The 21,981-nt window shown below is 67.1% G+C and carries 15 protein-coding genes, 1 tRNA gene and 1 other RNA gene; 3 read left to right on the top strand and 14 right to left on the bottom strand.

Translation table 11 applies throughout. The annotated features are described in order from the left end of the window. Nucleotides 1-18: 18 nt before the first annotated feature. From HMPREF3165_RS00305 to HMPREF3165_RS00290, 4 genes are all read right to left on the bottom strand, one after another. Nucleotides 19-846 (bottom strand): ATP-binding cassette domain-containing protein, encoded by an 828-nt coding sequence (locus tag HMPREF3165_RS00305; RefSeq protein ID WP_004565287.1) that lies wholly within the window; start codon nucleotides 844-846, stop codon nucleotides 19-21. Then, the gene (locus HMPREF3165_RS00300) at nucleotides 846-2,996 is read right to left on the bottom strand and encodes a dipeptide/oligopeptide/nickel ABC transporter permease/ATP-binding protein (RefSeq protein WP_070509887.1); all 2,151 of its coding nucleotides are present in this window, start codon (nucleotides 2,994-2,996) and stop codon (nucleotides 846-848) included. The genes HMPREF3165_RS00305 and HMPREF3165_RS00300 overlap by 1 nt, the downstream gene beginning before the upstream one ends. Then, on the bottom strand, nucleotides 2,996-3,961 hold the full coding sequence (locus HMPREF3165_RS00295; RefSeq protein ID WP_070509883.1) for an ABC transporter permease: 966 nt from the start codon (nucleotides 3,959-3,961) through the stop codon (nucleotides 2,996-2,998). The genes HMPREF3165_RS00300 and HMPREF3165_RS00295 overlap by 1 nt, the downstream gene beginning before the upstream one ends. Nucleotides 3,962-4,169: 208 nt before the next feature. Continuing rightward, nucleotides 4,170-5,795 (bottom strand): ABC transporter substrate-binding protein, encoded by a 1,626-nt coding sequence (locus HMPREF3165_RS00290; protein WP_070509880.1) that lies wholly within the window; start codon nucleotides 5,793-5,795, stop codon nucleotides 4,170-4,172. A gap of 326 nt (nucleotides 5,796-6,121) precedes the next feature. Between HMPREF3165_RS00290 and HMPREF3165_RS00285 the strand changes: the two genes are divergently transcribed. Then, on the top strand, nucleotides 6,122-6,808 hold the full coding sequence (locus HMPREF3165_RS00285) for a FadR/GntR family transcriptional regulator (RefSeq protein ID WP_370991883.1): 687 nt from the start codon (nucleotides 6,122-6,124) through the stop codon (nucleotides 6,806-6,808). A 163-nt stretch (nucleotides 6,809-6,971) separates the two neighbouring features. Here the strand turns inward: HMPREF3165_RS00285 and ssrA are convergent. From ssrA to ftsE, 5 genes are all read right to left on the bottom strand, one after another. After that, nucleotides 6,972-7,342, bottom strand: a transfer-messenger RNA (tmRNA) gene (gene ssrA, locus HMPREF3165_RS00280). Between the two features lie 165 nt (nucleotides 7,343-7,507). After that, nucleotides 7,508-8,044 carry an SsrA-binding protein SmpB gene (smpB, locus tag HMPREF3165_RS00275; RefSeq protein WP_070509874.1) on the bottom strand — a complete coding sequence of 179 codons (537 nt, stop codon included), beginning with the start codon at nucleotides 8,042-8,044 and terminating at the stop codon, nucleotides 7,508-7,510. 155 nt (nucleotides 8,045-8,199) lie between these two features. Further along, on the bottom strand, nucleotides 8,200-9,516 hold the full coding sequence (locus HMPREF3165_RS00270) for a peptidoglycan DD-metalloendopeptidase family protein (protein ID WP_070509872.1): 1,317 nt from the start codon (nucleotides 9,514-9,516) through the stop codon (nucleotides 8,200-8,202). Between the two features lie 6 nt (nucleotides 9,517-9,522). Next, on the bottom strand, nucleotides 9,523-10,440 hold the full coding sequence (ftsX, locus tag HMPREF3165_RS00265) for a permease-like cell division protein FtsX (protein WP_004565299.1): 918 nt from the start codon (nucleotides 10,438-10,440) through the stop codon (nucleotides 9,523-9,525). A 12-nt stretch (nucleotides 10,441-10,452) separates the two neighbouring features. Then, on the bottom strand, nucleotides 10,453-11,142 hold the full coding sequence (gene ftsE / locus HMPREF3165_RS00260) for a cell division ATP-binding protein FtsE (RefSeq protein WP_004565300.1): 690 nt from the start codon (nucleotides 11,140-11,142) through the stop codon (nucleotides 10,453-10,455). 215 nt (nucleotides 11,143-11,357) lie between these two features. On the opposite strand from ftsE, the gene HMPREF3165_RS00255 reads away from it, so the two are divergent. After that, a complete protein-coding gene (locus HMPREF3165_RS00255) occupies nucleotides 11,358-11,918 on the top strand; it encodes a TY-Chap domain-containing protein (protein ID WP_070509869.1) in 561 nt (186 codons plus the stop codon). Here HMPREF3165_RS00255 and HMPREF3165_RS00250 read toward each other — a convergent pair. The 4 genes from HMPREF3165_RS00250 to HMPREF3165_RS00235 all read right to left on the bottom strand — a co-directional run bounded on the left by HMPREF3165_RS00250 (nucleotide 11,911) and on the right by HMPREF3165_RS00235 (nucleotide 16,281). Next, nucleotides 11,911-12,633, bottom strand: coding sequence for a single-stranded DNA-binding protein (locus tag HMPREF3165_RS00250; RefSeq protein WP_070509866.1), 723 nt, complete (start codon nucleotides 12,631-12,633; stop codon nucleotides 11,911-11,913). The two genes, HMPREF3165_RS00255 and HMPREF3165_RS00250, sit on opposite strands and share 8 nt — an antisense overlap. A 166-nt stretch (nucleotides 12,634-12,799) precedes the next feature. Then, on the bottom strand, nucleotides 12,800-14,302 hold the full coding sequence (locus HMPREF3165_RS00245) for a GTPase (RefSeq protein ID WP_070509865.1): 1,503 nt from the start codon (nucleotides 14,300-14,302) through the stop codon (nucleotides 12,800-12,802). Next, nucleotides 14,299-15,900, bottom strand: a complete 1,602-nt coding sequence (locus HMPREF3165_RS00240) for a GTPase domain-containing protein (RefSeq protein ID WP_009747438.1) — start codon at nucleotides 15,898-15,900, stop codon at nucleotides 14,299-14,301. Before HMPREF3165_RS00240 ends, HMPREF3165_RS00245 begins: the two co-directional genes overlap by 4 nt. 308 nt (nucleotides 15,901-16,208) lie before the next feature. Continuing rightward, nucleotides 16,209-16,281, bottom strand: a tRNA-Arg gene (locus HMPREF3165_RS00235). 395 nt (nucleotides 16,282-16,676) lie between these two features. Here HMPREF3165_RS00235 and HMPREF3165_RS00230 point away from each other — a divergent pair. Continuing rightward, entirely contained in the window at nucleotides 16,677-19,364 is a 2,688-nt protein-coding gene (locus HMPREF3165_RS00230) for an ATP-binding cassette domain-containing protein (protein WP_070509862.1), read from the top strand. Between the two features lie 98 nt (nucleotides 19,365-19,462). On the opposite strand, the gene HMPREF3165_RS00225 is transcribed toward HMPREF3165_RS00230, so the two are convergent. Further along, entirely contained in the window at nucleotides 19,463-21,970 is a 2,508-nt protein-coding gene (locus HMPREF3165_RS00225; protein ID WP_070509859.1) for a serine/threonine-protein kinase, read from the bottom strand. Between the last annotated feature and the right edge of the window lie 11 nt (nucleotides 21,971-21,981).

The raw sequence follows: 21,981 nt of genomic DNA, 5'->3' as shown, positions 1-21,981 counted from the left end.
CGACCGGGGGCCGTCTACTCAGACATCGAGCAGCGAGGGCACTGCCGACAGCAGAGTGCGCGTGTACTCCTCCTGAGGGTTGTTGAAGATCTCCTCAGTGGTGTTGAGCTCGAGGATCTTGCCGAAGTACATGACGGCGATCCGGTCCGAGACGTAGCGCACCGTGTTGATGTCGTGACTGATGAACACCAGCCCCAGTCCCAAGGAGGCCTTGAGGTCCTGGAGGAGGTTGAGCACCTGGGCACGCACCGAGACGTCCAGTGCGGAGGTGGGCTCGTCGGCCACGATGATGTCGGGGTCCAGGGCGAGCGCTCGGGCGATGGCGACGCGCTGGCGCTGACCACCGGAGATCTGCCGAGGCAGCACGTTGAGTGCACTGGGGGGCAGCCCGACCAGGTGGAGCAGGTCGCGCACCTTGGCCTCACGCTCCTTGGGCGACCCGATTCCGTGGACGTTGAGCGGGTCGATGAGCGCGTCGTGCACGATCATGCGCGGGTTGAGGGCCGTGGCCGGGTCCTGGAAGACCACCGAGATGCTGCGTCCCAGATCGCGACGGTCCGAGGCCGAGCGCCCCAAGGGACGACCCTTGAAGATGACCTCACCGGAGGTGACCGGCTGCAGCCCCACCATGACTCGGGCCGTGGTGGACTTGCCGCAACCCGACTCCCCCACGAGTCCCAGCGTCTCTCCGCGCTTGACGCTCAGCGAGACGTCGTTGACCGCGTGAACCGTGTCCGGGTGGAACAGGCCACCGGTGCGGGACTTGTGGATGACATTGACGTTCCTGAGCTCGACGACCGGCTGGTCCTCGCTCCATGAGGACGATGCAGACGTGTTGGGGGACATCAGTGCTTCTCCTTCGCGAGCAGAGCCTCGAGCTCGGGGGTGATGGCGTAGCTGTGCTCCGTCGTGCCCGGCACGGGCTTGAGCACCGGACGGGTCTCAAGTCCAACCGTCGGGTGGGACGATCGCGGAGCGAACCGGTCGCCCTTGACGAACTCGCTGGGTGAGGGGACGACCCCTCGCACCTGGTGGAGTCGCTTGGAGCCGGACTCGATGGAGAGCACCGCGCCGAGGAGGCCCCGGGTGTACTCGTGAACCGGGTTGGCCAGCAGCTCGCTGGTGGGCGCCTGCTCAACCACCTGGCCCGCGTACATCACGGTGATCCGGTGCGCCAGCTTGGCCACGAGGGCCAGGTCGTGCGAGACGAAGACCATCGCGAAGCCGAGCTTCTCACGCAGCTCGTTGAGCAGGTCGATGACCTGCTTCTGAACGGTCACGTCCAGCGCGGTCGTCGGCTCGTCGGCCAGGACCAGGGAGGGGTCTCGGGTCAGCGCCATGGCGATGAGGACACGCTGACGCTGGCCGCCGGAGAGCTCGTGCGGGTAGCTGCGCAGCGTGCGCTTGGGGTCGAGTCCCACCAGCTCGAGCAGCTCCTCGGCACTGCGAGTGCCTCCGCGCGCACTGAGCTGGGCCATCTGGGTGCGGATGAGCATGGAGGGGTTCAGTGAGGACAGAGCATCCTGGTAGACCATGCTCATCTCGTGACCACGCAGCGCGTTGTGCTCGGCCGGCGTCATCTCAAGGATGTTGCGTCCCTTGAAGAGGATCTCACCGGAGATACGGGCCGAGGGAGGCAGCAGCCCCATGACGGCCATCGAGCTGATGGACTTACCGCAGCCGGACTCCCCCACCAGGCCCATGGTCTCGCCCGGACGCACGGAGAAGGAGACGCCATCGACGATGTTGACCTCACCGTGCTGCTCGGGGAAGGCGATCGTGAGGTTCTTGACCTCCAGAACCGGGTCCTCGCCAGTGTCCTCGTAAACCAGGCGGTCTCGCCGGGCGAGCTCGGCCACCCGCAGGGAGCTGAGCCGCTCGGACAGAGGAACATCCTCGGTTGCCGGGGCGGCGACGCCGGTCAGTGAGCTGAACCCATTCGTGGCGTCGTCCCCGTCGGCGACGGAGGCGTTGGCGACCACCGCCTCAGCGGCGTCGTCCCAGGCGTTCAGGGTCTCCTGAGCCTCCATGGCCTCCTCATCGGCCTGAACATCGGGCTTGGCCTTGATGCGCGGCGAGGCCATCGCATCGGTCAGTCCCTCGGACAGGACGTTGAGGCACAGGGTGGTGATGAGAATGAGCAGGCCGGGGAAGAAGGTCGGCCACCAGTGGCCCGACAGGAGCAGCTCCTTGCCCTCGGAGAGCATGTTGCCCCAGGTCGGGGTGTTGACGGACTTGATGCCCGCACCGATGAAGGACAGCGAGGCCTCGAAGACGATCGCGTCGGCCACCAGGACGGTTGCGAAGACCATGATCGGGGCGATGCAGTTGCGGGCCACGTGCTTGAGCAGGATCCACGGCACCGGCGCCCCCATCACCTTGGAGGCGGCCACATAGTCCTCCCCGAACTGGGAGATGATGTTGGCGCGCACCACGCGGGTGAGCTGGGGGATGTAGAGGATGCCGATGGAGACGATGATGACCGGCAGCATCGGCAGGCGGGTCGACATCGCCGAGACGAGGACGGCCGCCAGAGCGATGCCGGGGAAGGACATGACGACGTCGAGCACGCGCATGAGGGTCTCAGCGATCCACTTGCGCGACGTGGCGGCGACGGCCCCGAGGACCGCGGCCACCACCAGGGCCAGCCCCGTGGCCGTCAGGCCCACGACCAGCGAGACCCTGGCGCCGTAGACAGCGCGGGAGAAGATGTCACGACCGGTGCCGTCCGTCCCGAACAGGTGGGACGCGGAGGGGGCGACGACCGGATCGGAGGAGGTCACCTCACCGACGCCCTCGATGTAGGAGGTCGTCTTCGTCTCCGCCAGCCCGGTAGCACCGGGAGAGTAGGGGGCGATGACGGGAGCCAGGATGGCGATCAGGGCGATGAGGCCCAGCACGATGATGGCGATCTTTGAGCCGACAGGCAGCGCCTTCCAGCCCTGGAAGCGCAGCCCGGGCCGCGAGGCCTTATCCAGTGTGGAGCGGTGCAGCATCAGATGCTCCTGATTCGTGGGTTGACGAGGACGTAGAGCATGTCAACGACGATGTTGATGATGATGAAGGCCAGTGCCACCGTGATGGAGACGCCCTGGACGATGTTCACATCGTTACGGGTGATGCCCTGGAAGATGAGCTGTCCCATCCCCTTGATGTTGAAGATCATCTCGATGACGACGGCGCCTCCCATGGCGTAGCCGATGCGCAGGCCCAGCACGGTCAGCGGAGTGATGAGCGCGTTGCGCAGCACGTTGCGGGCCACGACGACGTTCTTGGGAACACCGCCGCCGATAGCGGTGCGCACGTAGTCGCGGTCGAGCTCCTCGACCATGGCAGTACGCACCACGCGGGTGAGCGAGCCGGTGTTGGGAACTGCGATGGCCAGTGCCGGCAGGAAGATCTGGTTGAGGTACGTTCCGGGATCCTCACTGAAGGGAACCCACTCGGACACCAGCGCGGGGAAGGTCCCCGTTCCGCCCGGAATGTCGGAGAACCACTGGATGAGCAGCAGGGCGAGCCAGAAGGACGGGGTGGCCAGGCAGGCGATGGAGATGACGCGGATGACCTGGTCCTGCCACTTGTCGCGGTAGAGGGCCGCGATGATTCCCAGGATCGTGGCCAGGATGACGGCCACGAAGATTCCAATGAAGGTCAGCTGGAGCGTGATCGGGAAGGCCGCGGCCACCATGTCGGAAATCTTGGCTCCGGTGAAGGAGGTGCCGAGATCACCATGGATGAGGCCCAGGAGGTACTCCCAGAACCGCTTGAGAAGAGGGTCGTTGAGATGATGGGCGGCTCGGTACTGCTCGAGGGCGTCTGGCGTGGCCGACTCACCCAGCGCAAGACGCGCCGGGTCTGCCGAGGAGAACGACATGACGATGAAGACGAGCAGCGTCACGCCCAGCACCATGACCGGCAGCGCGACCAAGCGCCGTCCGATCAGGCGGATGAGGTTGGACACTGAAATGCTCCTTTGCGTTAGCGTCCTGCCGCCTTTTGAGGGCGGCTGGGTCACGTGGCAGCCGCAGAGCCAGCCGCCATTCCGATTGTCTGACGTCTGACGTCAGATTGCAAGTCCGTTGCTTTCGCCTCGGACACACTGACACCCCGAGCACGACACGGGCGGTGCAGCAACCTCCAGCGACTGCCACACCGCCCGCACGCGAGTCTCAGGACTTGGTCGAACCCGTCCCCACGAAGGACAGGCCGGTCAGCGCGATCGGCTTGAAGTTCTCCAACGTTGTCGAGTCGTAGGCCGTCGGAGCCTTGCGGTGGAAGATCGGGTAGAGCGGAACGTCCTCAGAGAGCTTGTCGAAGATCTCCTGCCACTTGGCGACCTGCTTGTCACCCTCCAGCTTGACCGCCTCATCGAGCAGCTTCTGGACCGCGACCTGGCTCTCCGAGCCCTTCCAGTGCATCCGACTCTCGGTCCACACGTCACCGCTGTACCACCAGCGCATGAGCAGGTCCGCGTCATTGCCGAAGACCGAGGGGTCCCCAGGAGCGATGAGCACGTCCCACGCCCCCTGCCCGGAGTCGATGAAGGAGTAGGTGTCCGCAGACTTCTTCTCGTCGTACTTGACCGTCACGCCCAGGGCCTCGAGGTTCTCACGGATGATGGGCCTGACGGCGGAGAACCAGCCGTGGTCCGTGCACAGCAGGTTGATGGTTGTGATGCCGGCCTCCGACAGGAGCGACTTGGCCTTGGCCGCGTCCTTGGAGTAGACCGTCTTGGCCTTCTTGTACGCGGGGTGCCCGTCCTGAACGAAGCAGGTAGCCGGCGTCGCCAGACCGGCCATGCCGGTGTCGCAGATCTTGGCGTAGTCCAGCGCGTAGAGCACCGCCTGGCGCGCCTTGACGTTGGAGAAGGTGGTGTTGTTGAACATGGCGAAGAGCAGTCCGAAGCCCTGCTGCGCTGCCACCTTGACCGGGCCCTTGAGCGTCTTGAGGTTGGCCGCCGGGACGGCGTCGATGGCCTGCACGGAGCCAGAGGTCATCGCGTTGGTGCGAGTGGTGTCGTCAGGCAGGACCTGCCAGGTCATGGACTTGGCCAGCGCCGGGCGAGGACCGTTGTACTTGTCGTTACGCTCGAAGACGAGCTTCTGGCTGGCGGCACCGTTGTCGGTCATCTTGTACGGACCGCTTCCGACGGGGTTCATGTCGAACTTCTTGGCGTCCGCCTCGACAACCGCCTTGGGGACGATCTTGACGACGCTCAGACGCTCGGCCACCAGGGAGAAGGCGTACTTGAGCTTGATGGTCACCGTGCCTGCGTCCTTGGCCTCCACCTTGTCGATGAAGGGAAGGAACTGCGAGTACAGCGACTTGTTGGCCGGGTCGAGCACGCGCGTGAAGGAGAAGACGACGTCGTCGGCAGTCACGGCCGAGCCGTCAGAGAACTTCGCGTCCTTACGCAGCGCGACCTCATAGGTGGTGTCGTCCACCTTCTTGGGCATCTCCGCCGCCAGAGCCGCGTACACCTCGCGGGTGGCCGGGTGAAGCTCGGTGAGCCCCTCCAGGGTGTGCCAGTTGGCAGCGACCGTCAGAGCCGACGACGTCGTCATCGGGTCGTAGCCGTTGGTGCCCAGCTCGTAGGAAATACCTGCGGTGATGACACCGTCCTTATGAGTGACCTCCTGATCGGTAGCCATACCACTGGCCTTTGCGCCACCCGCGGTCTTGCCCTTACCGCCGCAGGCCGCAAGGCTGACAGCCAGACCAGCAGCCATTCCGAGGGTGCCGGTCAGCCTGATGAAGTCCCGGCGGCTGGAGCCGGCCGGAGTCGTGATCGCCATTGATTCTCTCCTGATGTCTGACGTCTTATGTCTGACGTTGGTAGGATGACTGTAGCAGAAGTCAGGGCGTCCAGACCACTCACGACCTCGCAGGCAAGGCGTTCGCGAACTGCCGCCCCACCGCTGGGGCGAGTCGTTCGACGAGCGGAATCACATCGTAGTGACCAACAATGATTGACAGAGCAAGAACCGTGGCCAACACCAAGAAGAGCAGCACCATGAACAGAGCCTCCGCACCGCAAGCACCCACCACCGCAGGAAAAGAGATGAACCTCACGCCCGCAGTCGATGAGCCAATCATCCCTCATGGCCCCTACTCCACGCTGATGGCGTCGCCCACTACCCAGGCGGAGGCCACGATGACGGAGATCAAGAACTACATCCTGCGCTCCGGTCTGCAGATGGGCGATGCGTTGCCCACGGAGTCCCAGCTGTGCACTGACCTGGGAGTATCCCGCTCCTCCGTCCGAGAGGCCGTCCGCACCCTCGTCGCCCTCGACATCGTCGAAGTACGCCACGGACACGGAATGTTCGTCGGCCAAGTCTCCATGCGCCCCATGGTCGAGTCCCTCATCTTCAAAGGCCTCCTCAACCCCGGAGACGACCACCGCGGACTACGCGACATCGTCGAAGTACGCATCACCCTCGACAACGCCCTGGCCGAACCCGTCACCCACGCCTGGCACAACCGCCACGACCCCGAGCTCAACACCCTCGTCGACAACATCGAGCACCTCGCCTCCCAAGGCAAGCTCTTCACCGACCAGGACCGCTGCTTCCACACCCGCCTACTCCAACCCCTCGACAACCACCTCTACCTCCACCTCACCGAAGCCTTCTGGGCCATCCACACCCTCACCGTCCCCCTCCTGGACGCCCCCAAGCTCGAAGACCTCACCAGCACCGCCAAAGCCCACCGAGCCATGCTCCAAGCCGCCCACGCCGGAGACACCCCCGCCTACCGCAAAGCCATCACCGACCACTACGCCCCACTCCTCGCCGTCCTCACCTAAGACAACCAACAAAGGCCCCCTGCGGCGCTTTCCACCCCAACACAATGGAGCCCCTACCACCCGCAATGGGTGGTAGGGGCTCCGTGCTGCGTTCCCGAACGTGATACCCGCCCTGTACCCTCACCGGGTAACCGCGGGCATTATTCGTTGGAAACTCATGTACTGGTGGAGATGGGGGGAATCGAACCCCCGTCCGACGGCCGCACAACAGGACTTCTCCGGGTGCAGCTCGCTAGCGTTTTTCTCGGCCCCGGCGTCTCACGCGAGCAAGGACGCCGACGGGCTCAGTCGATGAAAAGTCCCGAGAGCCCTACCGACACGGGCTCTCAGCAGTGGCTTCCTAGATGACGCCAGGAACCGGGGCGGAAGCGCTCCCCGGGCTGACGGACTTCGAGGCTCGCTCAGGCGGCGAGGGCGAAGGCGGTGCGAGTGTTATCGGCACCTATTGGTTCGCGCAGAGCGTTGACGAGATGACTGCGCATCCTCGACCCGCTTCTCCTGAACCTACGACCGTCGTCGAAACCGATCATCCCCTATGGACATGTCACCGGGCTCCCGCAGGAGACCTGGAACGCGCTCTCAGCAGAGCCAGGCCACTCTAGCAGAACCAGGAGACGAGAGCACTGAGGGCTACTGCTCCATACCTCACGCGGCCGGTCAGCAGGTAGAAACGCTCACGGAGCCCTGCTCCCTCCTGCCTCAGCCCCGACGCCGGTTGGCGGCTGCCATGGCCCGGGCCGCCTCCCGCTTGTCCTGCGCCTCACGCAGCGCCTGACGCTTGTCCCAGTCCTGCTTACCCCGAGCCAGGGCGATCTCCAGCTTGGCGCGTCCCCCGATGAAGTACAGCTCCAGCGGGACCACCGTGTAGCCCTTGGCCTGGACCCTGGTCGCGAGGCGTTCCAGCTCGCTGCGGTGCAGGAGCAGCTTGCGCTTGCGACGCGGGGAGTGGTTGTTCCACGTCCCCTGCAGGTACTCGGGGATATGCGCCCCCTGAAGCCAGGCCTCGCCACGGCGGTCGATCTCGATCCAGGCCTCGGTCAGCGAGGCCCGCCCCATGCGCAGCGCCTTGACCTCGGTGCCGGTGAGGACCAGCCCCGCCTCGTAGCGGTCCTCGATGAAGTAGTCGTGGGTCGCCTTGCGGTTGCGGGCCACCGTCTTGTGGGCGTCGGAGGCGGCCTTCGCCTTCTGCCCGGCCGTTGGCTTGGGCGCCCGAGCGGACTTGGAGGCAGGGGTCATCGGCCTGTCCTTTCACGAGTACGGGATGGCTGGCGCTCCCATGTCAGGACGACCCGGAGTTCCCTCCGAGCGGGCCGAGCCCGACCGGGGCATCGTGGCGCGACACGACGACGCGCAGGGACAGGAGTCTACGGGCCCCGTCAAGAACGACCCGACTAGAAGCCGGGCAGGGACATCGGGTCGATGTACGCCCCGTCCTGGGCCACCTGGAAGTGGACGTGCGCACCGGTGGCGTAGCCGGTTGAGCCGGTCGCGCCGACGACATCGCCGCGCTTGACCTGCTGGCCGTCGGCGATGCTGCGCGAGGAGAGGTGGCACAGGGTGATGACGTAGGAGTGCCCGTCAATGATGCCACCGTTGATGTCAATGCCGATGCCGCAAGACTCGGAGTCCCAGTAGGTGGCCACTCCGGAGACCGCCGCGTACTGGGGCGTCCCCTCACTCGCGGCGAAGTCGACCCCCTGGTGTCCTGTGGCAACACCGGTGACCGGGTGGACGCGGTACCCGAAGGGTGAGGTCACCTCGAGCGGGCCGGTGATCGGGTGCCCGATGTACCCGCTTCCCAGGGAGTCGGCGCCGATCGAGCTGGCGGGGACCGAGGGCATCGTTCCGGCGCTGGCCGCGGCCCGGTTGGCGGCGTCGATCTGGGCGACTCGTGCGGCCGCTGCCGCCGCATCGGCGTTGGCCTGGTTGAGCTGGGACTGCAGATCGCTCTTACGGCTCTCCAGCGCCTCGGCGGCCGACTTCTTCTGGGCAGCCAGCTTGGCGACCTCGTCCCGCTTGGTCTTGGCCGCGTCCCGGGCAGCCTTGGCGTTCGCCTCGGCGGTGTCGGCCTCGGTCTTGAGCGTGCTGACTCGCGTGGTGGCAGCATTCTGCCTGGCCTCACGGTTGGCGTTCTGAGCACGCTCGACCTCGGCGGCGGACAGTACCGCCTCCTGGACTCCCGAGCCGATCTCAACCGCTGAGGCGCGCTGGCTGAGCTCCTCGACGTCCTGCGAGGCGAGGACATAGCTCCAGGAGGTCACCGAGTTGTCCCCCTGATAGGTGGACACCACGATCTCCGCCACCGAGTCGGAGGTCTCCTCGGCCGTCTTCTTGGACGCCTCGGACTCCTTCTTGACCGTCTCCAGGCTGTTCTGCGCCGTGGTCAGGCGGTCACTGGCGATCTGCTGCTCCCTCTCCTTGGCGGCCAGATTCGTCTCAGCGGTGGTCAACTGGGTCTCCGCGGTACTCAAGGAGGCCTGGGCATTCTGAAGCGAGATGTATGCCTGTCCCAGATCGGCGCTGACCCCCTCCAGCGAGGACATCACCTGCTGCTGCTTGCGCTGCGCCTCGTTCTGCTTGGCAACGGCGTCGTCTCGCTCATCGGCCAGGGAGATGTCCCCGGAGTAGAAGAAGACGAGGCTGGCGGCCGCCAGGGCGCAGACTGCGGCACGCCGGCGTGAGCGGCGCAGGAACAGACAAGACAGCATGTGAGATCAGATCCTCGTGTACTTGGACAGCGATAGGGCGGAGGAGACCGCGGCCAGGGCGATGGCGGCCAGGATCAGCCAGGGCGACAGGAAGAGGACATCCCTGGTGCTGATGAAGGCGCTCGTGAAGGAGATGGATGAGGCGAGCCACCCCTCCACGACGTAGCGGACTCCCAGCCACAACGTGGCCACGGCAAGAATCGCCCCGGTGAGGGCGGCGATGACCCCTTCGAGGATGAAGGGCAGCTGGATGAAGAGGTTCGAGGCCCCCACCAGACGCATGATCCCGGTCTGTCGGGAGCGGGACATGGCCGACAGCCTGATGGTCGTCGAGATGAGCAGCACCGCGGCCACCGCCATGATGGTTGCCAGCCCTCCCGTGATCCAGGAGGCCCGGTTCATCACGAGGAAGAGCGGCTCGAGGGTGGAGCGCTGGTCGACCACCCGCTCCACGCCGCTGTGCCCCTCGAACTGCTCGGCCACCAGCTTGTAGTTCTCGGCGTCCTTGAGCTTGATGCGGAAGGACACGGGCATCATGTCCTCCGTCGCGTTCCTCCCGACGGCGGACTTGGCGTAGGCCTTCATGAAGTTCTGATAGGCCTGGGCCTTGGTCTCCATCTGGTAGGACTTGACGTAGCCGGAGGGGGCGCCGCTGGTGATGAGGTTCTCGACCTCGCTGATCTGAGCGGCGGTGGCCTCGCCGTTGGCGCAGTTGGAGGAGGCCGAGGACTTGGGGCACATGTAGACCGAGACCTCGACCTTGTCGTACCAGTCGCCCTTCATGGTCGAGATCTGGCTCTGCAGCAGCGACGAGGCCCCGACGAAGAGCAGTGACACGAAGGCAACGAGAATCACGGACACCGTCATCGCCAGGTTCCGGTACATGCCCTTGGCGGTCTCCGACAGGACGAAACGCAGTCTCACAGTTCTTCTCCTTCAGCGGTCCGAGCCGTAGACGCCGCGGTCCTGGTCGCGCACGACCTCGCCGCCCTTGAGCTCGATGACGCGTTTACGCATCTGGTCGACGATCTCGTCGTCGTGAGTCGCCATGACGACCGTGGTCCCCTGCCGGTTGATGCGGTCGAGCAGACGCATGATCCCGACCGACGTCGAGGGGTCCAGGTTCCCGGTGGGCTCATCAGCCAGGAGGAGCTTGGGCCGGTTGACCATGGCGCGGGCGATCGCCACGCGCTGCTGCTCACCCCCGGAGAGCTCGTGCGGCAGGCGCCTCTCCTTACCGGCCAGCCCCACCAGATCGAGGGCCTCGGGCACAGCGGAGAGGATGTAGTGGCGCGGCTTCCCGATGACCTGGGAGGCCAGCGCCACGTTCTCCAGAACGGTCTTGTTCTCCAGGAGCCGGAAGTCCTGGAAGACGAAGCCGATCTCCTGCCGCAGCTGGGGCACCTTCCACGAGGAGATCTTCGACAGGTCACGTCCCAGGACGTGGATGCGTCCCTTGGTGGGGCGCTCCTCCCGGATGACCAGCCTCAGGAAGGTCGACTTGCCCGATCCCGAGGCGCCGACAAGGAACACGAACTCGTCACGATTGATCTTGATGTCGACGTCGTCGAGCGCCGGACGCATCCCCCGGTCATAGACCTTCGAGACGTGGTTGAAGCGGATCATCTGCTCGTTGCTCCCCTGCTGCGCCCCGAGCACGGCACTCGGGTTCATGGCGTTGTGGCCACCGTATGCGCCGACACGCCATTTTTCCGCCGTGACACGCCCAGCGTCGATGTGGCTTGTGATGGCCGGGACGCGGCGTGATCCTCCTGTGATCCCAGACCTCGACAGCCCCAAGCTCCAACCACTGACCGGCAACGCACCCTAGGCTTGGGAGCATGAGTGAGACCTCCCTATCGCCCGCGCTGACACGTGCCTTCGAGGATCGCGTCGACCTGGGTTCCTGGGCGGGCTTCACCTCGTCACTGGCCCGGTTCCTCGACGAGGTGTGCAGGCCGCCCGCGCAGCGGGGAGAATCCGCCGAGGCCGCCATTGATCCCTCCGGCGGCACCCTGCTGCTGACTGCCCCGCTCCCCATGGTCAAGCCCGAGGAGCTGGTTCCCCAGGGGCGCTGGTCGCAGCTGCTGACGAGGCTGTCCCTCGTCACTCCCCCGGCCCCCTCCCCGGACCTGCCGGGCGTGGTCCTCGTCGGCCGCTCCGACGGCGTCGAGGTATCGCTGCCCGAGCTCGATGCGCAGGGACGGGTGCTACTGGGCCCCACCGAGCGCAGGATCCTGGGGGCGATCGGCTGGCAGGAGAACCATCACGTCTTCGCCAGACTGCTGTCCGACGCAGACGAGACCGCCGACCTGGTGACCCGCATCCTCATCGAGGTGCTCGAGGTCGCCCATCCCGCGGACCTGGACTACCTCCTGCGCGCGCACTCCGACATCAGCTGACCCCGAGGGCCTGCTCGACGAGATCATCGGCGAGCTCATAGACGGGCCACGGCTCCCCGGTCTGATCCTCAGTGCGCGCACAGGCCGGATCGATGACGAAGGGCTCAGGGCTCTGCGCGTGCGTCGCGCTGGACTGACCAAGCCCGGTGGGCTCAGTGGACTCGGCGGACTCACTGAGCTCGGTGGACTCTGCGGACTCTCGGGGGTCTCCAGGCCCCGGGGCCGGTGAAGCCGAGGCGCCTGAGGCCGCCGCCTCAACCTCCCAGTGATCCGACGGGACGCGCTCCTCGCCACCAGGCTCGAGCTCGGCATCACCGGTTCCCGCCCCGGAGGAGGCCGACGGCGCCGACTCCGCGGCTCTGACGCGCGCGAAGCGGGACTCCCCTCTGGTCAGGTCATGACCGGCGGCCTGAAGCGTGATGACGTTGGTCTCGTGCTTCCTGCCGTTGCTCTCCCAGGACTCCTGGGAGAAGCGTCCGGTGAGCAGGACTGCGTCCCCTTTGCGCAGGGAGTGGCTCAGATTGGCGGCGAGCTGGCCCCACGCCTTGGCGGTGAACCAGATCGTCTCGGCATTGTTCCAGCCCTGCTCAGTGCGGTAGGTGGGGGTGACGGCGACGCGGAAACGGCAGTAGGGACGGGCATTGTCCCCGACACGGGACAGGGCCGGATTGGTTCCGACGACGCCCTGAACGGTGAGGTCGAGCTGACGAGTCATGAGGGGCTCCTTAGTTGTGGGCGGGCGGCCCTCTGCCGCCCCTTCACCACAACGGTGCTCGGACCGTCCCTCAAGTGCCCAGCCGGCCGCGCGCTCAGTCCCCACCTCTGTCTCGCCGAAGGGCAGGCTCAGGGCTGTGGCCACACGGCTGCCTTGCACAGACGGGTTAGAGCCCCAAAGCCGATTGCAGCACCCGGTGCTTGTCCAGAATCTTGCCAGCCGGCCGGCTCAGTCCTCGCTCAACCACTGACTCCAGGCGGTCACGCACCCGTTGTCCATAGCGCTGCGCCTCACGGCGCGCTCTGCTGCGCCGGCGCACCGTGGCGATCAGGAGCGCCAGGAGTCCGACGGCGACGAGGCAGACCGGGGCGATCTCGATGCTGCGGTGCAGGACCTCGAGTCCCTCTCGCACCACGGAGGCGGTCAGCCACGACACCCCGCCGAGCACCATGAGCAGGCCTCCCCACCACAGCAGGTCGATCAGTGGCTGGCGGTGCCCCGGCAGCGCCACTGAACCGACCGCCTCGGCGGTCTGCCCCGCCAAGGTCTCCGGGGAGGCGACGGAGGCCTCCAGACTCCGGGCCCACGTGGGCGGCAGCCCCTGCGAGGTGCGGTGGACCCAGGTGGAGTGGGCCGAGGACACCGCGGTGCGCGAGGGCGGTTCGGGACGGGCCAGCGCCCTGGGCAGCACCCTGGACAGCCCGGCCCTCACCGAGTCCTCCACCGCCTGGGCGCCGGAAGCCTGCAGCAGCACCTTGGTGGTCTCCTCGGTGAGCTCGGCATCGAGCTCCACCTTGTTGCGAGCCACCGTGGGACGCAGACGACGGGTGATCGCGTCGAGCTCGGCCGAGGCCGTGCGTGCCGCGTTGGACTCCCGGGCGACGCGCTGGCGCAGCATGCTGCGCACGACGTCGAGGTTGTCGCCGCGCACGGCCGAGACAGGGAGCACCTGAACCTGACTGAGCCCGTCGTCCTTGAGAAGAGACCCGACGTCGTCGAGCAGACTCGCCAAGCCGCTCTCCGGGAGGGTATCCACCTGGTTGACCAGGACAAGCATGTCCTCCTGGCGGGCACCCAGTCCGCGCAGGTAGCCGTCGTGCAGGGCCGCGTCGGCGTACTTCTGAGGATCGACCACCCACACGAGGATGTCCGCCAGCGGAACGAGGCGATCCACCTGCAGGGAATGCTCCGTCGTCACCGAGTCGTAGTCGGGGACGTCGAGCAGGACCAGACCGGCCATGGAGCCCTGGTCCTCGCCGTCGAGGATCGAGTCCCTCCGGATTCGCCGTTCCGAGGAGACCCCGAGGAAGTCCAGGAGCGGGCCGGCGTCGTCACCCCAGGAGCAGGCGGCGGCCCGCGACGTCGTGGGGCGACGCGCGCCGACATCCGCGAAGTTCAGCTGAGTCAAGGCGTTGAACAGCGACGACTTGCCCGAGCCGGTGCCCCCGAAGAGCGCGACGACGGTGTGATCCACTCCCAGCGCCAGACGCTGGGCCACGGCATCAAGTGCCTTGTGAGCAGGGATCGACAGGGAGGCCGGAACCTCCGTGGGGCACAGGCGCAGCGCCTCCCGAATCGCGCTGAGACGGGCATCGAGGTGCTCGGCGTCGAGCACCTCGAACCCTCTGTGCGCCGAGGAGGTGGAGGGGACGGATTCGGAATGGCTCATGCTGTGGCTCCGGGACGGGTAAAGGGCTTGAGCTCGCCCGAGCGCAGACGCAGCGCAGCGGCGAACCCAGGGGCGGGGGCCAGCGAGGTGGCCGCCCCCTTGGGGACTGTGGCAGTCAGCGCTTCGGTGACCGCTTCCACCAGGAGAGCACTGGCCTGAGCGGTCTGCTCCTCCAGTCCCAGGCGTCTGGCGGCTGCAACAGCCCCGTCGACACCGGCTGCCGCGGAGATGAGGAGGTCGATGACACTACCGGGGCTCAGTCTACGGATGTCCTGCGGGTTCTCGATGTTGGCCTCCAGGTAGCCGACCCAGGCCTCAATGGTCGCGGCTGCGTCATCACCCTGCCCCAGGAGCCTACGGGCATGCTCCTCGGCCCCCGCTTCGGCCCAGGCCCTACGAGCCTCGGCGCTCAAGGCGATCATGGCGGCCTGGAGCTGGTTGGCCAGGGCCTCGCGGGCATCGGTGGCCAGCTGGGAGAGCCCCTCGGCCCGGGCCTTGTCCGCCCGCCCCAGGAATCCTCTGCGCAGCCTGCCTCCCTGGGCCAGCGAGGCCAGGGGGCCTCCGGAGGAGGCCAGGGTGATCCACCGGGTGGCGGTGGCGCCCTGGCCTGCAGAACCGGCCCTGATGTCAGCGCTCAGCGCCTCAATGGCGGTCTCCCTCAGCTCCTGGCACGTCCTCTCCAGCTCCTGGGCCACCGCGTCCTGGGCGTCGACGTCGTCGGCCAGGCGCTCCAGGTCGGCGCGCAGAGTGCTCCACACCCCCCTGCCGGTGCGCCGCACGAGACCGGCTGCACGGTGACGCCCGGCGAGGAGCTGCAGCCAGTCACGCAGCTCGCTGACGCCGTCATCCGACAGGAGCCCCTCGTGCGGCCCGGCATCCGGGACGACGAAGAAGGGTGCCTCCGACAGCCCCAGCCCCTGCAGGCGGGTAATGAGATCCCGACGCACCTCGGGCAGGATCTTCGCCGGTACCCGGTTGAGAACCACGCCGATGGGGGTCTCGCGGCGCGCGGCCTCCTCCAGCGTCGTCCACGGCGTCTGGTCGCCGTAACGCGCCGCGGTGGTGACGAAGAGCCACAGGTCGGCGGCCTCCAGCAGCCTGCCGGCCAGAGCCCGGTTGGCCTCGTGCACGGAGTCCAGGTCCGAGGCATCGATCAGGGCCAGGCCGGCCGGAATGGCAGCGGAGACCTCCTGGCGGCAGACCTGGGTCAGAGGGTGCTCGGACAGCGAGTCCATATCCTCAGGATTGGCCACCAGGACCGGGGTTCGAGTGGTGGGCCGGAGTACTCCGGCGACTGAGACCTCCTGGCCGAGCACGGAGTTGACGAGCGTGGACTTCCCGGCTCCCGTGGATCCCCCAACCACCACGATGGAGGGAACATCAGCATCCTGGAGGCGGGGAACGACCTGGTCACGGACCTGCCCGATGAGACCGTCGCGCAACGTGCGCGCAGCCTCGATGCCGTCGGCACTCAGGGCCAGGTCGAGGCGCTCGAGGTCCCGGACCAGGTCGGACAGGACATCGAGGAGCTGAGCGCGACTCAGGGCGGAGACGGGGGCATCGTCCTTGGAGTGGCGCGAGGGGACAGGAGCGGGCATGTGCCAACACTATGAGCACAGCGCAGCAGAGTCGACGATTGATCTCGACAGTTCACACCACATGTGTCGCAAGCTCAGTGAGAATCTCCTGTCACTCCGCTGTGACCACCGCGAGCGCGCGCCGAGTCCCCCTCGAGAAGGCGGATGACACTCTCAGGCGGGCCGGGAACGCAGCCGCCGGCCACGTCCTCAGAAGCGGGGAGCTCACGGGGCGATGAGTGCGACACCATCGTCACAGCCCCGGCGAATCGGCGACCCGAACGGTCGATAGTCCGCGGAATATCAACCTTCTCGGCCTCGACCGCCAGTGCCCCCGGCCGGACTCGAACCGGCAACCTGCGGATTAGAAGGCCGATGCTCTATCCATTGAGCTACGGAGGCGTGCGCGAAGCGCCTCACCAGCCTACGCCATCAACCCGGCGGCCCCACCCCCGACGAGGGGGACGTCCCGAGGCGGTCGTCAGCACCAGAAAGCGATCTCGAGAAGATCACATCGCCATGACGAGAACGCATCGATCTGAACGAGCGAATGGTTCTGCGCAGCCGCGACGTTCACGCCTCACGCTGCTGAGCACAATCACCGCAATACGACCGTGATCGCACTGCAACAACCCTGTGACCGATTCGATCGACACCGGGGAGGGCCCGCACCTGCCCCGACGGCGTCGTCCGCGTGTATCCAACCTCACGCCGGGGAGTCCTCACTCTTAGCGACGACGGCGAAACACCAGTATCGTGGCCGCAGCCCCATCCCACACCTCCGGAAGGACTGCGCCTTGCCCACTCCCGCACTCATCGTGCGCTCCCTCTCTGCCCAGTCATCACTGGAGCCCCACACCTTCACCGCTCCTTTCACCGTGGGACGCTCACCGGACAGCGACGTTCAGATCGTCCACCCCCTCGTCTCCCGCACTCACCTCCAGGTGACCCCCACCCCGACCGGGTGGGCGGTGAGGTGCCAGGGCCGTAACGGCATGCTCGTCAACGGGGCCGTGACGCGCGAGGCGCTCGTGACTCAGGGGACTCGAATCCAGCTGGGCGACGCCTCCGGGCCAGCGCTGGGGCTCACTCCGGTCGTCTCCGGCAGCGCGCCTCAGGCCGGCGCCCCCAACCAGCCCCGGCAGATGGGCCGGCCCGCGCCATCCGCGCCGAGCGCCCCTTTCATCCCATCGCAGCCGAGTGCGGCCTCCGCCCCGCAAGCCGCACCCCTCCAGCGCCCGGCAGGCCCGACCCCGGCCGCGGCCCTCCCGGCGCAGGCCGCGCCCATGCCCCAGGCCATGGCATCGGCGTCCTCTGCAGCCACCTACGTGGCACCCCCGGGGCGCCAGGCGCCTCCCTCATCGAGCTCAGCGGGCTCGGGAGCCTTCCCCACCTCACGCCACACGCTCAAGTCCTTCCGCGTCACCTCCTCGGGCACCATCGGGCGCGCGCCCGACAACACCCTGGTCCTGGATGACCCGCTCATCTCCAAGCACCACGCCCGTATCGACGTCTCCCCCAACGGCATGGTCGTCACCGACCTGGGATCCACCAACGGTCTGTACGTCGCCGGGCAGCGCGTGTCACAGGTCCAGGTCACCCAGCCCGTGCTGATGGGTCTGGGATCGACCTTCATCGCCCTGAGCCCGGACGGTCTGTGCGAGGTCCAGGTCGCCGGCGGAGCCGGCGGCGAGCTGGTGGGTAAGGACCTGACCTTCCGGGTCAACAACGGCAGCATGACGCTGCTCGACGGCATCTCCTTCTCGCTGCCGGGCAACGAGCTGCTGGCCGTCGTCGGCCCGTCGGGAGCCGGGAAGTCGACGCTGCTCAAGGCCCTCACCGGCGAGCAGAAGGCCCAGGAGGGCCAGGTGCTCTTCAACGGGCTGGACGTGTACGAGCACTACCCGGTCATGCGCAACAAGATCGGCGTGGTCCCCCAGAGCGACGTCATCCACTCGGCCCTCACTGTCCGCAAGACCCTCGAGTACGCCGCTGAGCTGCGCTTCGCCAAGGACGTGTCCAAGGCCGAGCGGCGCCAACGCATCGCCGAGGTCCTGGAGGATCTTGACCTGACCGCGCACGTGGACAAGCGGGTCAAGAAGCTCTCCGGAGGCCAGCGCAAGCGGGTCTCCACCGCCATCGAGCTGCTGACACGCCCCAGCCTCCTGTTCCTCGACGAGCCCACCTCCGGCCTGGACCCCCAGCTGGACCGTGACGTCATGGACCTGCTGGCGTCCCTGGCTCACGGCACACGTCCTGGTGACACCGGCCGCACGGTCGTCGTCGTCACCCACAATGAGAACCACATCGACCGCGCGGACAAGGTCCTCATCCTGGCTGCGGGAGGCAAGCCCGTCTACTACGGCTCCCCCCGCGAGGTACTCCCCTACTTCCGCCAGAGGCTCAACGAGATCGCCTCCCAGGGCCGCCTGCTGCTCAACACGCCGAAGGGCACCCTGCCCGACCCGCCCGCCGTGGACGGCTACGCCGATGTCTACGCCCTCATCCGCAACCACACCGCGGAACTGCGTCAGTACATGGAGGCCACGGTGCCCTCGACGCGGCGCGGAGGGGCTCCCGCAGCGGCCGCGGGGCCGGCGACGCAGGAGAAGCCGCCCAAGCAGCAGTCCGTGCTCAGGCAGGTCTCGACCCTCGTGCGGCGCCAGCTGCGGATCGTGGCGGCGGACCCGTCCTACCTCGCCTTCATGCTGCTGCTCCCCATCATCATGGGACTGCTGACCAAGGCGATTGAGGGCAGCGACGGTTTTGCGGTCCCCCACTACCCGGAGCCCACTCCCCCGACGCCGGAGAACCCCACTCCCCCGATCATCAGGTACTCCAGCCAGGCCCTGCAGCTGTTGGTCATCCTCATCACCGGGGCGGCGTTCTCCGGGATGTCAGCGACCATCCGCGACCTCATCGGGGAGCGGGACGTCTTCCTGCGGGAGAAGGCCGTCGGCCTGAGATCCGGCGCCTACCTGTTCTCCAAGGCGACCATCCTGGCGCTCATCACCACCATTCAGACCGCACTGATGCTGGGCATCGCCCTGGCCCTCAACAAGGGCCCCTCAGATGCCGTCATCCTGGAGGGGTGGCCCGGGCTGGAGCTGGCCTTCTGCTGCTGGGCCGTCGCCTTCGTCTCCGGGCTCCTGGGGCTGGCCGTCTCCGCGATGGTCTCATCCTCCGAGCAGGTCATGCCGGTCCTGGTGGTCTCCATCATGGCCCAGCTGGTCCTGTCCGGTGGCATCATCCCGATCTCGGGACGGGCGGTCTTCGAGCAGCTCGCCTGGTTCATGCCATCGCGGTGGGGTTATGCCATGGCCTCCTCCACGTTGGAGATGCTCGCCATCCTGCCCAACCGTGACGACGCGTTGTGGAAGCACGAGACCGCGCAGTGGCTGACGGACTACGGCATGCTCTCAGCCATCGGCCTGGTCTGCATGGTGGTGTGCTACGCCGCTCTGGCCCGCCGCGGGCGTCGCTGATCCCCGTCTCAAGCCCTCCCGATACGAGCGCCGGGGTGCCGACCACTGAGCTGGTCGGCACCCCGGCGCCACGTATCGGCCGTGTATCGCAAGTGCTCCTACTTGCTGGTGATCCGGGAGACCACCAGATCGAAGTAGAAGGAGGCGCCTTGGGCGACCAGAAGACGGGCGTCGCTCTGGCCCTTGGCGGGAGGGACCGTGCCGCCGTAGGCGCCGGGGGTCTTCCAACCGACCTTGCCCGTATCGGGCGACACGGCGACGACGAGGTTGCCCGGTTCACTGTCCCAGATGCTCTGCCTTCCGACCTCGACCAGCACCTGTCCGTCACTGAGTAGCCCGATGGGCCTGATGTGGCAGCCCTCGCGCTGCGAGAACTCAGGCAGCGCGAGCTTCTTGCTGCCGACCTTGGCCGTGCAGGCGCTCGTATCAATGGCGACGTTGACCGTGCCGCTGGGGCCGATGACCGGAGTGGTCGAAGACGATGCCTTGGCCAAGGAGGAGTAGGCGTCCTTCAGCGCCGAGACATTCAGGGGTGCTGACGCCGCCCACCAGTGCTTCTCCGAGAACTTGCCTGAGACGGTTGCCGCCTCGCTGCCGTTGGCCTTGTAGATCGTGGCACCCGAGGACGTCACTCTCGAGAAGGCCTCTGGCCCGGATGCGATATTGAACCCGCCGGGGAATCGAGTGTCCTCATCGAAGTCCGAATCCGGCTGCTTTCCGGGCTCGGAGACGAGCACCTCACCGTTCTTGGCCGACAGCACCTGGAACTGTCGCGACTTGATCTCGTAGGTGAGGATGAAACCGTTGTCGACCCGGCCTCCCTTGTACTGTCCGGAAGCGGTCCACTTCTCCTTGCCGGATGCGTCGTAGGCCTTCATGGGGCCTCCGTCAGTGGACTCCCCCTTGTCGGACACGATGCCGAGGTCAGGTGTCGCGCCGATGTAGAAGGAGCCCTTGGAGAAAGGCACCTTGGAGGTCTTGCCCGCAGCCCCGATCACCGTGGACTCGTCACTGGTCTGGGTGCAGAGCATCGAGCCACCGACCCAGGGGCGGACCTTGAAGCACTCACCGCTCCACACCGGCGTCGTCGTGCTCTTCGTAAGATCCACGAGGTGCTTCTTGCCATCTCGTTGGAAGGCCATCGTGGTTCCGTCTGCGGATGCGACGGGCTCGGAGACCTCCGCGTAGCGCAGCTCCTCCCGGACACCGTTGCCGGCGGGCAGAGCCGCCGCCCACCGGTTGTCGATCTCCGCTCCGGAGAAGAAGTACCACCAGGTCGCGCTCGCCCCCACCACTGCCAGGACGGTGACCACGGCGGCCACAGCCACCCACCGACGGCGCCACCACCGCCGACGCGCCCCGGTCTGCGGCCCCCCCGCCGTAGCCTGCGGGTGCTGCGAGCCCGGCTGACTGTAGAAGGCGGGCGCAGAGGGACTGGAGATACCGGGGCCGTCCGGCATCGCAGGAGCGGCGAAGCCCGCGGTCCCCGCCGTTCCCGGGCTGAGGGGAACCTGTCCGGGGCCGGGGACGTACTGCTGCCCACCCACCAGGGTCGGCGCATCCGGGGCGAAGGCCATCGTGGCCGAGGTCGCCGCCGGACTCGGCAGCGTCGCCGGCGGAGCCGCGGGCTCGGCAGGAGGGAGGGCGTCCCAGTCGTAGGGAACGAGCGAGGCCGTCGACTGCGGGGGTGAGGCCAGTCGCGGCGCTGCGGGAAGACCGGCCAGAGCGGACTGCATGACGTCCAGGCGCTGGGCGACGTCCTCAATGGAGGGACGCATGTCGGGCTGCTTGGAGATCATCGCGGCGATGAGCTCCCACAGCGGGTCGGGCACTCCCAGAGGCCGGCCCGCATCGCGTCGGGCGTGCTGGCTCAGCAGCTGGGCGGGCTCCCCCACGAACGGCGTCGTCCCGCACGTCATCTCGTAGAGCATGATGCCCAGTGAGTAGATGTCGGCGGCGGAGGTCGGGGCCTGCAGCGACAGGATCTCCGGCGCCATGTACAGCGGTGTGCCGATGGCCCCGGTGAGGTGGGAGGCGGAGAAGGTGTCGCAGATGCGCGCCACCCCGAAGTCCGCGAGTCGGGGTACAACGGTCTCGGGCACCTCCCCTCCCGGGGCGACACCGACGACGACTGTCTCAGCGGGGTCGCCGCCCCGGCTGGGACGGGAGCTGAGCAGGACATTGGCGGGTTTGATGTCCCGGTGGATCACGCCGGCGCGATGAACCGCGGACAGTCCCTGAGCGATACGCGTCCCCAGGGACGCCACCTGCGCAGGCGGCAGACTGCCGTGAGACCTCAGCAGATCTCGCAGGTCACCGCCGTTGACGTAGTCCATGACGATCGCGAAGGTGGAGCCCTCGATGACGACGTCACGAATGGCGACGACATAGGGGCTGCGCACCCGCAGCAGAGTGGAGCGTTCCTTGATGAAGCGCTCCACGACGTCGGGGTTCTCCACCAGCTCCGCACGCAGAACCTTGAAGGCCAAGGTCTCCCGGGCGTCCGTACGCCGACCGCGCCAGACCTCTCCCTGGGCGCCCGCACCGATCCGGGTCTCCATGATGTAGGAGCTTCCGAGGTGACGGGGGTCGGGGCTTTGGGACATGAGTGCTCCGT

Origin of the sequence: Actinomyces sp. HMSC08A09 (assembly GCF_001807465.1) — a bacterium.
In the GTDB taxonomy this organism is placed as follows: domain Bacteria; phylum Actinomycetota; class Actinomycetes; order Actinomycetales; family Actinomycetaceae; genus Actinomyces; species Actinomyces oris.
This window is presented reverse-complemented; position numbering and strand designations above follow the sequence as displayed.

What these genes read in the sequence shown, in the direction of transcription:
- HMPREF3165_RS00305 (WP_004565287.1), bottom strand. Translation starts at nt 846, where the DNA reads ATGTCCCCCAACACGTCTGCATCGTCCTCATGGAGCGAGGACCAGCCG.
- HMPREF3165_RS00300 (WP_070509887.1), bottom strand. Translation starts at nt 2,996, where the DNA reads ATGCTGCACCGCTCCACACTGGATAAGGCCTCGCGGCCCGGGCTGCGC.
- HMPREF3165_RS00290 (WP_070509880.1), bottom strand. Translation starts at nt 5,795, where the DNA reads ATGGCGATCACGACTCCGGCCGGCTCCAGCCGCCGGGACTTCATCAGG.
- HMPREF3165_RS00285 (WP_370991883.1), top strand. Translation starts at nt 6,122, where the DNA reads ATGGCGTCGCCCACTACCCAGGCGGAGGCCACGATGACGGAGATCAAG.
- smpB (WP_070509874.1), bottom strand. Translation starts at nt 8,044, where the DNA reads ATGACCCCTGCCTCCAAGTCCGCTCGGGCGCCCAAGCCAACGGCCGGG.
- HMPREF3165_RS00270 (WP_070509872.1), bottom strand. Translation starts at nt 9,516, where the DNA reads ATGCTGTCTTGTCTGTTCCTGCGCCGCTCACGCCGGCGTGCCGCAGTC.
- ftsE (WP_004565300.1), bottom strand. Translation starts at nt 11,142, where the DNA reads ATGATCCGCTTCAACCACGTCTCGAAGGTCTATGACCGGGGGATGCGT.
- HMPREF3165_RS00255 (WP_070509869.1), top strand. Translation starts at nt 11,358, where the DNA reads ATGAGTGAGACCTCCCTATCGCCCGCGCTGACACGTGCCTTCGAGGAT.
- HMPREF3165_RS00250 (WP_070509866.1), bottom strand. Translation starts at nt 12,633, where the DNA reads ATGACTCGTCAGCTCGACCTCACCGTTCAGGGCGTCGTCGGAACCAAT.
- HMPREF3165_RS00245 (WP_070509865.1), bottom strand. Translation starts at nt 14,302, where the DNA reads ATGAGCCATTCCGAATCCGTCCCCTCCACCTCCTCGGCGCACAGAGGG.
- HMPREF3165_RS00240 (WP_009747438.1), bottom strand. Translation starts at nt 15,900, where the DNA reads ATGCCCGCTCCTGTCCCCTCGCGCCACTCCAAGGACGATGCCCCCGTC.
- HMPREF3165_RS00225 (WP_070509859.1), bottom strand. Translation starts at nt 21,970, where the DNA reads ATGTCCCAAAGCCCCGACCCCCGTCACCTCGGAAGCTCCTACATCATG.